Below are 12315 nucleotides of genomic sequence, written 5' to 3'. Positions count from 1 at the left end.
CTCAGTAGCCTCCACTCCCTGATTATCCGTGCTCAGGTGGATGATTTTATCTAGCTAAACGCCAACCGTTATTTATTTAAATTATGGAATGAAAGGATGTAAGCCTTTTTGCCGAGCGTAGATGGGGGCGGGTCCCAAACAAATAGTCATATGCCGCTATGCAACAAAGAAAATATACCAGTGGAAACATATGGGTTTTGAGCTAAATGAGACCATAAAGGGCACACGGTTTCCTATCGCAGCGAGTTTGCACCGCACCGGGTACATCCCCGCCCGCTTCTTGGGCACATTCCTTTTTTGACAAGAATTGATCCAGGCGCTCGCTAACGGCGGTACAATCACGCCGTTGCTGCGCTTGCGGTTCGGAATCGTTCCGGACAAGACCAATTCGTAAATTTTGGCCGCTATTTTGACCCTGTTTGGATTCGCCGGCTGGGAAACGGACTGCACCCCAGCCGGCTACCGCAGATCAATTAGCGGACAAATCCTGGACTGCGCAGCGCAGGCGCCGACCGCACGGCAAGCGCGCCTTCACCCGTCAGCGCCACCACAACCGAGACGATTATCAGGAAGGCGGGATATTCCCACCCGCCGCCTGGGCCGGAGAATAGGAAGCCGTTTCCGATGTGCACCGAAAGCGCGCCGAGCATCACTGGAATCATCAGCACCGCAACCTGGCGAGCGTAGATCCCCGTGAGGATCAGAAGACCGCCGACCAGTTCGACGCCGATCACTGGCAGAGCCAAAAACCCCGGCATGCCCATATTGGTGAGATAGCCGGCAAAGCCGGGGACGGTGAACACGACGTATTTGATCAGCGCATGGGACACCCACATCGCGCCGAGGGTGATACGCAGGAGAAACAGGCCGTAAGGAGCAAGACGTTGGTCAATCATGGAAGCCTCCGGGGTTGGATTGGATTGACCCCTAGGTAGCTTTCCCGTTGCCGCACAGCCATACTCGCCATTGCAGAGTTTCGATTGCATGGATGCACACATGATTGCCTGGGACGACTTTCGGCTCGTAAAGGCCGTCGCCGAGACGCGTTCCCTCGCGGGCGCGGCAGACCTCTTGGGGGTCAATCATTCCACTGTGTTCCGCCGCCTTGGCACCTTGGAGGCGACCCTCGGCACACGCCTCTTCGAGCGTGCCCGAACCGGCTATGCGCCGACCCCGACGGGGGAAGAGATGGTCAGGCTCGCCGACCGCATGGCGGAGGAGATCCTGTCGGTGGAGCGGCGGATAACGGGGCAGGACCTGCGGCCATCCGGGGAATTGCGCGTCACCACAAACGACACGCTTCTGGTGCATCTGCTCACACCGATCTTCGCTTCCTTTCACACTGCCTATCCCGAGATCCGTCTCGAAGTCCTGGTATCCAACCAGTCGCTCAGCCTTACCAAACGCGATGCCGACATCGCGATCCGCGCCACCGACAGGCCGGGCGACACGTTGGTCGGACGGCGCATCGCCACCATCGGATGGGGAGTCTATGGCCGGCCCGACCTCCTGGCCGAAGCGCCGTTCGACGCCGCGAACCTGCGAGCCCACAATTGGGTGGGGCTGAGCGAGAACTTCGCCCAGGTCGGAGCCATGAAATGGCTGCGTGAACGAGCGGGCGAAGACCGCATCGTCTATAAGGTGAATACCGTGCTGGGCCTCGCCGAGGCCGCAGCAGCAGGAATCGGCCTCGCCGTCCTGCCATGCTTTATCGGCGCTGCCACGCCCGGTCTGGTGCGGCTGGTAGCACCCGACGCAGACATGGTCGCGAGCCTATGGCTGGTGACCCACCCCGACCTGAGGGCTACAGCACGTGTGCGTGCCTTCATGGATCACGTAGGACGCGAATTGATGCGCCACCGGTCCGCCATCGAGGGAAAGGAAGAGGCCCGGCCCGCTGAGAGCGAGCTTGCAAAGGCCGAGATTCCCCTGGGAGAACGTGCGGCGGGCGAATTTGCGCCAAGCGTTCTGGGTGCTCCCGGTCCGGACGGACTTCAGGAAGGTAGCCCGGACAGCGAGGGCAAGCCGGGCGGCCTGGACGCGACCTCGGCCGATTGAGCGTTGGTGAAGCTCCTTACTTGGGCCGTTTACTATTCCGCCTGGGACTGCGCCACCGCATTGTCGCGCGTCTTGGGCCGGCGCCGGGAAGCCACTTGGGGCGTGTCTGCCCCGAGGCGTGTGAACTCGCACCACATTGTTTCCACACCGGCGAGCGTACCGCGGAAGGTTGCGGCACCGGTCTTGTTGACCTCGAAGCACGGCTCGAAGGCCATGCCATCGATGAAGCCGCACACATTTTCGCCCCGCACCCGCACCGTATTGGGTGGCAGGCGGACGTAGCGTGCCGACCCTTGCGCGCGCAAGGTAATGGTTCCTGCGACGGAACCGTCAGAGAAGATACGGCCGGCACCGGTCGTCCCTTCAAAGCAGTTGAACGCGAACGTCCGTCCCACGACGAATGCGCGCGCCTGTTCGGGATTGAGGCTCTGAGCACCTGCTGACCCCACCCCGAGCAAGGTCAATCCGGCAGCCGCAAGGAAAATGCTTCGCATGTCTCTTCGATAAGCGATTTTGGTTAACAAAGACCATGCACCGGACTCACCGGCCGGGGCAAGGATGGGAAGCCAGCTTTTCCAGTCGGCAAGCTCTGAGGGTGATCGCTTCAGTGAAATGCCGTTGCGGCAAGCGCACCGCTCATACGCCGCTTGCAACCACACGCTCCACGGGCACCTCCCGGATCGGCAGATTGATGACGGCGGACGCAAAGGAGAGCGCCACCGAAAGCCACCACACCACGTCATAAGAGCCGAACGCCTCGTAAAGGGCGCCGCCGAGATACACGCCCAGGAATCCACCCACCTGGTGGCTGAAGAAGGCAAAGCCATAAAGCATGGCCATGTAGCGGGTGCCGAACATCAGCATCACCAGGCCGGAGGTCGGCGGCACGGTGGACAGCCACAGCAAGCCGATTGCGACCCCGAACAACAGGCAGGACAGCGGGGTGATCGGCAAAAGGATGAAGACCGCGATGGCGACGCCCCGGGCGGCGTAGATTGCCGCCAGAAGGTACTTCCGCGAGAAGCGGTTGGAGAGCACCCCCGCGCTGATCGAACCGACGACGTTGGAAAGTCCGATCAGTGCCAGAGTGGAAGCACCGACGGTCGCGGTAATGCCGTGGTCGGCGAGATAGGCCGGCATGTGGACTGTTACGAACGCCAATTGAAAGCCGCAGGTGAAGAAGCCGAGCACCAGCAGCACATAGCTTGGATGGCCAAAGGCCTCACCAAGCGCGCCGCGGATCGATTGGCGCGGCGTCCCCGCCGTGCTGGTCGCCCCCGCACGCGTGGTACCGCGCGTCGAAAGGGCGAAGGAGAGCGGCACCACCAGCAACAGCACCGCTGCGAAGATCATCAGCGTTTCCTGCCAGCCGACCTGCGAGATCAGCCCCGTCGCCAATGGAGGAAACAGGAACTGACCGAACGAACCGGCTGCGGTTCCCGCGCCAAAACCGAGCGAGCGCCAGCGCTCCGGCAAGAGCTTGCCGAAAGCTGCCAGCACCAGATTGAACGAGCAGGCGGACAGGCCGAAGCCGACGAGCACGCCGGCGCTCACATTGAGCAGGCCCGGGGTGATGGCCACCGACATCAACGCCAGTCCGGCGGCATAAATCACCGCACCGACGCACATCACCCGCACGATGCCGAACCGGTCGGCGATGGCGCCGGCGAAGGGCGACCCGAGGCCCCAGAGCAGATTTTGCACCGCAAGCGCGAAGCCGAACACATCGCGGCCCCAGCCGAACTGGTTCGACATGGGCAGAAGAAAGAAGCCGGAAGCGGCCCGCGGCCCGAAGGTGAGCAAAGCGATCAGGCATCCCGCGCACAGAACCAGCACCACGGACACGGTGCCACCCGAGCTGAACCCTGGCCTCGGATCACTGGTCTTTGGGTTGGGCCGGATCGCGTCAGGCGTGGTGAAATCGGACGCCGCGGAAGGATGGACGGGGGAAGAGCGCATGCCGTGGTCACCTGAGGCGTGGAACGGAACGTCCTGACCCCTCGGGCTGAAGGTTCGACGACGCGACGGACTGAGTTGAGAAGTCGCGGCCGGAGACACGCTCCGTGACCCAAAACCCACCACCCGAAGCACTATAATATCTCCGTGCGGAAGGCGTGGAAAATCAATCTTCTTCACACGGACCATGCGCTTCGCTCATGAGTTGACGGCGACATGATCACGGTCCGGGTCTGGCGGAGGCGATGATGCGTGATCGCTCGTCTATCGCCACATTGCCGATGAAGTTGCTATCCATCTTGATCTTGGGGATCGGCAGGCGATGCAGATAGCCGAGAGAAGTGAAACGCGCCAAAAGTCGAAACGAAAAACGCCAGCCCGAAGGCTGGCGTTTTAGTGCGTGACATCCTGAAGCCCGCGGCAGCGCCGCGGACAGGATAACTTGCGGTCAGCCGCGCTGGGGACCGCCGTGGTGCATCTTGTGCCCCGGACCGCGCGGCATTTCCTCGCGCACCAGGATCTGCAGCCGGCGCTTCTGGCCCTCATCCAGGGTCTTGTAGAGCGGTTCCGCGGAATCGGCGATCTTCTGCAGATCAGCGGCGCGGGCATTCAAGAGCTTGGCCTGATCGCGCAGCCGCTCGATGGCGTCGGGCTGGGTGGCCTCCTGGCGCTCCTTGCGCATCTCGACAAAGCGGGCGGAGCGCTCCTTGGCGACGTCGCGCAAGGTGGTCTCGACCGCGGGCCAGAGCTTCTCTTGGTCGGGGGTGAGCTTCAGCCCGGTCTTAATGGCGGCAATGCGAGCGTCGGTGAGGGCGGCACGATCTGCCGGGCTTGGCCGCCAGCGCCCGTGGTCTCCCCGCCCGGGGCCCGCAGTGCCCTGGGTCTGCGTGGCGGCGGGCGCCGCCGGTGCGGCGCTCTGCGCGGAAGCGACGGTGGCAAACCCGGCGAGCGAACCGGCAAGAAGGGCAGCGGTGGCAACGGCGGTGATTGAGGTCTTCATGTCATCCTCCTGGGATGACGTAACTCTTAAATTCATCACAGCTGCACGCAACTTAAACATCGGTAATTAAATAAACCCCGGCTCAAGTCAGTTATTAATACAAATTCATCAACATTACATTTTGGAAAGATGGAACCTTTGGGAAGGGCGAGTCAAACCGGCGGCGCCGAGGGCGCACCGACCAACTGGCGCACACCCCTGGAGGCGACGCCGGTCTCGCCAGCGATGTAGCCCCGGCTTTCCATCTCGCACTGCCACGCCCCCGGTGCGCCAGAAATTCGGTAGAGATTATATCGACCGGCTCCCCGGCTATCCTCGGGGCCCGCGGACGCCGAGGGTACACCCACCACAGGGGCAGACCCGTCCACAGTCTCGATCACACCAAGTGACGCGCGGTGGTCATGCCCGTGGAGCACCAGCTCAGCGCCTGCCTGCGAGACCACCTCGCGAAACGCCGCGGCATCCCGGAGGTCCCGATGGTAATGGCGCCCGCCGACCGGCGGGTGATGGATCATGACGACCCGGAACAAACCCTCTTCCTTCAATGAAACCAACAGGTGGCGTAGCCGCTGCAATTGCGCGTCGCCGACTTCCCCACTGGCGAGGAATACCGCTGTCGGAATCGCGGTGGACACCCCGATCAAGGCCACCGGCCCGCGCCGCCGCACATAGGGAAAAGCGGAAACATCGAGGGGCGTATCCGGACAGGTATCGTCGCCTGCGAGGAAAGGGGCCCATCTCTCCAGATGATAGCTCAGGGCCGAACGGACATAGGCATCATGGTTGCCGGGGATCACGGAGACGTCCTGCGGGGCTCCGAGCGAGGCGAGGAAGGTGGCGCCGGTGTCGAATTCCGTCGGCAGGCTGAGGTTCACCAGATCGCCGGTCACCGCAATATGGTCGGGCGCCTGGAGCTGGAGGTCGTCCATCAAGGCGGCGAGCGTGATCGCGCCGAAATTCCGGCGCCGGGCGCCGATCCAGTTCATGAGACCAAAGAACCGCTTACCCAGGATTTCGGAGAGCCGCGCCTCGGGAATGGGGCCAAGGTGCGGGTCAGAGAGGTGGGCGAGCACGAACATACCGGGGCGGTCCTTCCGATCCTTGCGGCGCCCTGCTTAGACCATAGCCGAGGCCGGCGCGAGCAAGACTCGCGCCGGCAGGCGGAAGTTCCGCCCTTAAGCGGGAAGCGGCTCCGCGGTGGCGAAGTCCGCCTCCATCTGGCGGCGGAAACGCACCGTGTCGCTGTCGGCAATCTCCACGTCGGCCCAGCGCACGGCCCGCCCCCTCGGCACGTCGTTCTTGAGCTTCACGTGATGCGCGAGGCCGATGGGCAACACGCCATCGCGCAGGGAATCCTGCGCCCGCATGATGCGGCCATAGACAGTATAGCCACCCTCGCCATCGAGCATCTCGCCGGCCTTGAGATCGCGCTTGGCGGTCGCGGCGACATCCGAGAAGAAGCCGATGGCGCTGCCAGTGGCCTCGTGCCGCAGCGCCGCCGCCGCAACCGAGACGCCGAGTTCCATGCCGATGAGATGGAACGGCCGATATAGCGCAGTATAGCGGCCGGACGGGTCCGTAATCATCCCGTATTCCTTAAAGCAGCGGCGCGAATAGTCGCCGCACGACGACGGATCAGCTTCCAGCACCACATAGACGCCCCAGCGCAGATCGCGGAACACCGGGCGGCCGTCGGTCTCCAGGGAGGAGACCACCTCCACCATGCCCGCTTCTTCAAGGAGACCTCCGTCGGCGCGCGGACACAGCATGCGAGGCAGATCATCGACACCACAGGGCGGAAACAGCAGCCCGTCGCGCGGCGCCTTGAGGCCGGTCATGTTGGAGATGGCGGCCATCTCGATGGCGGATTTCGTTCCGTCCACGAAGCTATTGAACATCTGCGGGTTCATCCCGCCGGCCTGCGCCATCTCCTCGGAAATGGCCAGATTCTTCCAGACTGTCTGCGGGGTGGATTGGTGGTAGATCGGCAAATGGCGCGTGCCCTTGCCCGCCGCCACGACATTGAAACCGCAGGTTTGCGCCCAATCCACCATGTCGCAGACCAGCGCCGGCTGGTCGCCATAGGCGGCAGCGTAAACGACCCCCGCCGCATCGGCGCGGCGCGCCAGCAGCGGGCCGGCGAGCACGTCAGCCTCCACCGTCACCATCACCACGTGCCGGCCATGGGCGATCGCCGCGAGCGCGTGGCGGATACCGGCCGACGGGCTGCCGGTGGCGTCGACGATCACCTCCAGCCCCTCGGCGGCGATCAGCGCTTGCGCATCCTCTGTAATGACCGTGCCACCGGTGCGGCGAGCCGCGTCAAAATCGGCAACCACGGCGGCGTCCGTGTCCCAGCCGGTCTGCGTCAGAGCGGCGCGGGCGCGGCTTGCCGAGAGGTCGGCGATGCCGATGAGATGCATGCCCGGGGTGGTGCGCACCTGGGAGAGGAACATGGAGCCGAACTTGCCGGCACCGATCAGACCCACCCGGACGGGGCGGCCTTCGGCGGCACGGGCTTTGAGCTTGCGGGCGAGATTCACGCGGGCGTCCTCCTGTTATTCGGCTTTGGCGAGCCTTTGTCGTCTTGTCCGCATCGTGCGCAGTGCGACACCTGGCACCATAAGGTGACCTTGCTTCGCTTGTCTTCCCCGCGTCATGGTCCTTATCTGCGTTCATCGTCCGTTCCTCAGGAGTCGTCCGTGCGTCCCTCCCTGGCATCCGCCCTGTCGTTCCTGCTGGCGCTCGTGACCGCCGCCCCGGCCTTGGCGACCGGCGTGACCGTACGCGGCACGGAGCTGCTGCTGGATGGCGTGCCCTTCGTGCCCAATGGCGCGGCGGGCACGCAGCGCCTGTCGGACCTGAAGGCGACCGGAGCCACGGTCATCCGCACCTATGGGCAGGATCCCGGCGAGATCCTCGACAGTGCCCAGCGCGCAGGGCTGAAAGTGATCGTCGGTTTCTGGCTGGAGCATCCCCGGCGCGGGTTCAATTATGGTGACCGCGCCGCAGCCGAAGGCCAGCTCGCCGAGTTGCAGCGCATGGTGGAGCGCTATCGCACCCACCCGGCCCTCCTGCTCTGGGGCCTCGGCAACGAGGTGGAGACCGAATTGACCGCCGCCGAGGCCGAGCCGGTCTGGCCCGCCCTAGAGCAGGCGGCCAAATTGGTGAAGAGCCTGGATCCCGCCCATCCCGTCATGGCCGTACTGGCCGATACCGGGACCGACAAGGTCGAGATCCTGAAGCGACTGGCGCCCAGCATCGACGTACTCGGGCTCAACGCCTATGGCGACAGCCTGCTGACCATCGTCGGCCGGGCCCGCAGCCAGGGATGGACCGGCCCGATCATCATCACGGAACTGGGCGCCATCGGACAGTGGCAAGCCGGCAAGACCGCCTGGGGCGCGCCCATCGAACCCACATCCACCGCCAAGGCGGACCAGATGCGGCGCTATCTCACCGTGCTGAAACAGAGCCACACCGGTGCCCTGCCCTTTTATTGGGGCCAGAAGCAGGAGGTGACGCCCACCTGGCACAGCCTGTTTCTGCCAACCGGCGAATGGACCGAGGCGGTAGAAGCCATGGCGGATTCCTGGGGCGGCCAGCCGCCGGCCGGGCCGAAGAGCCGTCCCGACGCCAAGCTGCCGGTCGGCGTCAATCACGCCCCGCGCATCCTGTCCTTCAAATTGGACGGCCCCTCGAGCTTCGACCGCAACGCCGGCGCGCGGGTAGCTCTTTCGGCGACCGACCCGGACGGCGATCCGCTGAAGGTGGAATGGCAGATCACGGGGGAGACCAAGGTGCGCGGCGTCGGTGGGGACGCCGAACCGGTGCCGCCGCTGTTTCCCGAGGCCCTCCACGAGCCGACGCCGAACGGCGTGCGCATCCAGGGGCTCGATGCCGGGCATTACCGCGTGTTCGTGATCGTGCGGGACGGCCGCGGCGCAGCGGCCACCGGCAACATCCCGATCGAAGTTCGGTAGCCAGAGAAGCACCGCACCCGGGGCAACTCCGCTTGCGGAACGGGCCTGCCCGGGCTTAGGCTCCGCACGCCAAAACGCTATCTGGCCAACCGGTTCGACCGCCCGCCGAACGCCGCAGCAAGGATAGCCGGGGCACAAACAGCCGCGCACCCAAGCGCGGCGTCTCGGCCTTATGCATGGAGAACGCTCACATGGCGAAGATCAACAAGCTGTTGGTCGGCGAATCCCTCGTCGGCGACGGCAATGAAGTGGCCCATATCGATCTCATCATGGGGCCGCGCGGCTCGTCGGCGGAAACCGCCTTCGTCAATGCCCTGACCAACAACAAGGACGGATTCACCACCCTGCTCGCGGTGGTCGCGCCGAACCTGCTCGCCAAGCCGAACACGGTGCTGTTCAACAAGGTCACCATCAAGGACGCGCGCCAGGCGGTGCAGATGTTCGGCCCGGCGCAATATGCGGTGGCCAAGGCGGTGACGGATTCGGTCGAGGACGGGACCATCCCGGCCGAGGAAGCCGACGACATCTTCATCTGCGTTGGCGTGTTCATCCATTGGGAGGCGTCCGACGACGCCAAGATCCAGCAGTTCAATTACCAGGCCACCAAGGAAGCCATCGCCCGGGCGGTGAGCGGGGAGCCCAAGGCCGCCGATGTGGTCGCCAAAGCCAAGACCGCCCACCATCCCTTCGCCGCCTCCTGAACCTGTCTCGACACGGCAGCCCGGCCACGCCGGGCTGCTCGCGGCCCTTTCAGAACAGCCGCCCGCCGTCCGGCACCACATGGCTCGGGCCGATCAGCACCACGGCGCCGTCTGGATCGGGAAAGCCGAGGGTGAGCACTTCCGACATGAAAAGGCCGATCTGGCGCGGGGGAAAATTCACCACCGCCGCCACCTGCCGGCCGATCAATTCCTCAGGCGCGTAATACACCGTGATCTGCGCCGACGACTTCTTGATGCCGATCTGCGGGCCGAAATCGATCCGAAGCTTGAGGGCCGGCTTGCGGGCCTCGGGGAACGATTCGGCGGCAACGATGGTGCCGACGCGGATGTCGACCTTGAGAAAATCGTCATAACTGATTGCCGGGGTCGGCATCGCCTCATCATCGCGCATCGTCCGCTCCTTCTGCGGGGCAGACTTTAAGCGTTTGGCGCGAACCTCGGTCAACCCACGCCGGCATCCGCCGCCGGCGGCTCGACCGCAGAGCGGCGGCGCTTGCGCCAGGGGATCGCGATGAAAGCGAGATCGTCCAGCGCATCCAGCATTTTGGCCCCGGTTCCAAGTTCGCGATCCAATGCTGCCATGGTGCGCGCCAAGCCGGGGTCCTCGTCCTTCAGCCAGACGTCGACGATGCGCGCGAACAGCACCGCGAGCCCGCGCGCACGGACATCACCGGCAAGCCCCGTGGTATCGATGCTGGCTGCGGCCAGCATCCAATGCTGGGATTGCGTGCCGATCCTTAGCAGGTGAAGCGCCAGCACCGGGTTGCCACGCGCCGATCGCATCAGAGAGGCGACCGCGTCTCGATGGGGCTCGAGCGCGTCGAGCCGGCGCATCAGCACCTCGAACAGGCGCTCCTGCGCACTTTCCCCCTCGATGGGCCCCGCCTGGTCAGCACCGCTTTCGGACAGAACGCGGCGGTCGGTGGCACGGGCAAAGGCGTCCAGGAGATCATAGGTCGAGCCGTATTCCACCCGCATCTGCGAGAGCGGCACGCCGGCATGCGCCACGACGTCGGCAAGCGCAATCTTCTCGAACCGGCGCTGTGCCAGCAGATCGAGAAACGCCCTGAGGCAGGCATCGCGTGTGGTCTCGCACGTCATGGCGCACACTCCTTCGGTCCGCTCCGGGCTTGAGGCAAGGTGTGACTCACCGCCCGATCAGTTTGCCAGTTCCTTCGAACGGCGCGTGGCCGCCGCGACCGCCTTCTCCAGCAGAGGGCCGAAACCGACGGAGGCATCCATCAGGACGGAGAGCGCCGCCGCCGTGGTACCGGCGGGTGAGGTGACGTTCGCCCGCAGCGTCGCCGGTTCGATACCCGACTGTGCGATCAGTGCCCCCGCACCGGAAACGGTGGCGCGGGCGAGACGATCGGCCAGCGCGGCCGGAAGGCCGACGGCGACGCCCGCCTGCGCCAACGCCTCGGCGAGCAGGAATACATAGGCCGGCCCGGAACCCGATACGGCGGTCGCCGCATCCATCAGTGCCTCGTCCTCGATCCATTCGACCGGACCGACGGCGCCGAGCAAAGCGGCGGCCACATCGCGCTGCGCTTGGTTGGCCGCCGCATTGGGCACCGCAACGGTGATGCCGTGGCCGATGGCGGCGGGCGTGTTGGGAATGGTGCGGATGACGGCAGTGCCGCGCGGCAGGGCCTCCTGCAGGAAGCCGATGGTCCGGCCCGCCATGATCGAGACCACGACGGTTCCGGGCTTCACCAGCGAGCGCACGGTCGCGAGCACCGCGGGCGCCACCTGTGGCTTCACCGCCAGCACCAGCACGGCAGGGGTGGCAATCTGGGAGAGTTCGGGATTGGGCCGCGCGCCATGCGCCAGCAGCGCCGCGGCGGCTGGACCCGGCAGGTTGGGGTCCAGCACCACCGCATGGGCAGGATCGAGGCCGAGACGGAACCAGCCGTCGAGCAATGCCCCGCCCATCTTGCCGGCGCCCACGAGGACGACGGGTCCACTCAACGACTTCAGAAGATCGACCGACATAGGCACACCTGCATGGGCGCGGGAGCCGGTGACCGCCTCCCAGCGCAATCTTAAGGTGCCTCAGTCTTAAGCTTCTCCGACCGTATCGAAAAGCGCCGTGTCCATGGCTTCGCGAGCAGTCTTGCCCGCCCAGACCACAAATTGGAACGCGGGATAATAGCGTTCCACGGCATCGATGGCGGCGCCGAGAATGGCTTCGCACTGCCGGTCGCTTGCCGTCGCCCCGCCCGTTAGCACCAGCGCATGACGGAACATGATGACGTTTTCCTGCGACCAGATGTCGAAATGTCCGAGCCACATCTGCTCGTTGATGAGCGCGAGGAGCTTGAGCACCTCGGTGCGGCGGTTGTCGGGCACCTTGAAGTCAAAGGCACAGGCGAGATGCAGCGCCTCGATCTCATCCATCCACTGGAACGAGACATGGCAGTCCGTCCAGCGGCTGTTGAGCGAAAGGGTGATCTCGTCCTCGTCGGAACGCTCGAAGGACCAGTCGTGAACGGCAGCAAGCCGTTCCACCAGATCCACGGGATTAGCCGGAGCTTCAGCTTCGATGTCGATGAGAGACATGCCTCGACCTCGCGGTTTGAGGGACGCGGAGACG

Annotated in this window: 13 protein-coding genes; 3 read left to right on the top strand and 10 right to left on the bottom strand. The window is 64.7% G+C overall.

Annotated features, from left to right (window positions below; genetic code table 11):
- Positions 1 to 473: 473 nt before the first annotated feature.
- On the bottom strand, positions 474 to 896 hold the full coding sequence (locus V5F77_RS19165; protein ID WP_429006941.1) for a DoxX family protein: 423 nt from the start codon (positions 894 to 896) through the stop codon (positions 474 to 476).
- 100 nt (positions 897 to 996) lie between these two features.
- On the opposite strand from V5F77_RS19165, the gene V5F77_RS19160 reads away from it, so the two are divergent.
- Positions 997 to 2058, top strand: coding sequence for a LysR family transcriptional regulator (locus V5F77_RS19160; RefSeq protein WP_429006940.1), 1062 nt, complete (start codon positions 997 to 999; stop codon positions 2056 to 2058).
- Positions 2059 to 2090: 32 nt separating this feature from the next.
- Here V5F77_RS19160 and V5F77_RS19155 read toward each other — a convergent pair whose 3' ends face one another.
- From V5F77_RS19155 to V5F77_RS19135, 5 genes are all read right to left on the bottom strand, one after another.
- Positions 2091 to 2711: a hypothetical protein gene (locus tag V5F77_RS19155; RefSeq protein WP_429006939.1), complete on the bottom strand. Its 621-nt coding sequence runs from the start codon at positions 2709 to 2711 to the stop codon at positions 2091 to 2093.
- Entirely contained in the window at positions 2695 to 4017 is a 1323-nt protein-coding gene (locus V5F77_RS19150; protein WP_429006938.1) for an MFS transporter, read from the bottom strand. The genes V5F77_RS19155 and V5F77_RS19150 overlap by 17 nt, the downstream gene beginning before the upstream one ends.
- Positions 4018 to 4462: 445 nt before the next feature.
- Positions 4463 to 5014, bottom strand: a complete 552-nt coding sequence (locus V5F77_RS19145) for a Spy/CpxP family protein refolding chaperone (protein ID WP_429006937.1) — start codon at positions 5012 to 5014, stop codon at positions 4463 to 4465.
- 152 nt (positions 5015 to 5166) lie between these two features.
- Positions 5167 to 6093 carry a metallophosphoesterase family protein gene (locus tag V5F77_RS19140; RefSeq protein WP_429006936.1) on the bottom strand — a complete coding sequence of 309 codons (927 nt, stop codon included), beginning with the start codon at positions 6091 to 6093 and terminating at the stop codon, positions 5167 to 5169.
- A 96-nt stretch (positions 6094 to 6189) separates the two neighbouring features.
- Entirely contained in the window at positions 6190 to 7557 is a 1368-nt protein-coding gene (locus V5F77_RS19135) for an NAD(P)H-dependent oxidoreductase (protein ID WP_429006935.1), read from the bottom strand.
- 159 nt (positions 7558 to 7716) lie between these two features.
- On the opposite strand from V5F77_RS19135, the gene V5F77_RS19130 reads away from it, so the two are divergent.
- Positions 7717 to 8997: a glycoside hydrolase family 2 TIM barrel-domain containing protein gene (locus V5F77_RS19130; protein ID WP_429006934.1), complete on the top strand. Its 1281-nt coding sequence runs from the start codon at positions 7717 to 7719 to the stop codon at positions 8995 to 8997.
- Between the two features lie 191 nt (positions 8998 to 9188).
- Positions 9189 to 9698 carry a formaldehyde-activating enzyme gene (gene fae / locus V5F77_RS19125; RefSeq protein WP_429006933.1) on the top strand — a complete coding sequence of 170 codons (510 nt, stop codon included), beginning with the start codon at positions 9189 to 9191 and terminating at the stop codon, positions 9696 to 9698.
- 49 nt (positions 9699 to 9747) lie between these two features.
- Here the strand turns inward: fae and V5F77_RS19120 are convergent, their stop codons facing one another.
- The 4 genes from V5F77_RS19120 to V5F77_RS19105 form a co-directional block, all read right to left on the bottom strand.
- Complete coding sequence (locus tag V5F77_RS19120; protein WP_429006932.1) at positions 9748 to 10110, bottom strand: tRNA-binding protein; 363 nt, start codon at positions 10108 to 10110, stop codon at positions 9748 to 9750.
- Positions 10111 to 10160: 50 nt separating this feature from the next.
- Positions 10161 to 10820 carry a TetR/AcrR family transcriptional regulator gene (locus tag V5F77_RS19115; protein WP_429006931.1) on the bottom strand — a complete coding sequence of 220 codons (660 nt, stop codon included), beginning with the start codon at positions 10818 to 10820 and terminating at the stop codon, positions 10161 to 10163.
- Positions 10821 to 10877: 57 nt separating this feature from the next.
- Positions 10878 to 11714, bottom strand: coding sequence for a pyrroline-5-carboxylate reductase (proC, locus tag V5F77_RS19110; protein ID WP_429006930.1), 837 nt, complete (start codon positions 11712 to 11714; stop codon positions 10878 to 10880).
- Between the two features lie 66 nt (positions 11715 to 11780).
- On the bottom strand, positions 11781 to 12281 hold the full coding sequence (locus V5F77_RS19105) for a type III secretion system chaperone family protein (RefSeq protein WP_348844495.1): 501 nt from the start codon (positions 12279 to 12281) through the stop codon (positions 11781 to 11783).
- Positions 12282 to 12315 lie beyond the last annotated feature (34 nt).

This window comes from Roseixanthobacter psychrophilus, from assembly GCF_043195195.1.
GTDB lineage: Bacteria > Pseudomonadota > Alphaproteobacteria > Rhizobiales > Xanthobacteraceae > NCEH01.
The sequence above is the reverse complement of the archived record's forward strand: the minus strand, read 5'-3'. Positions and strand labels throughout refer to the sequence as shown.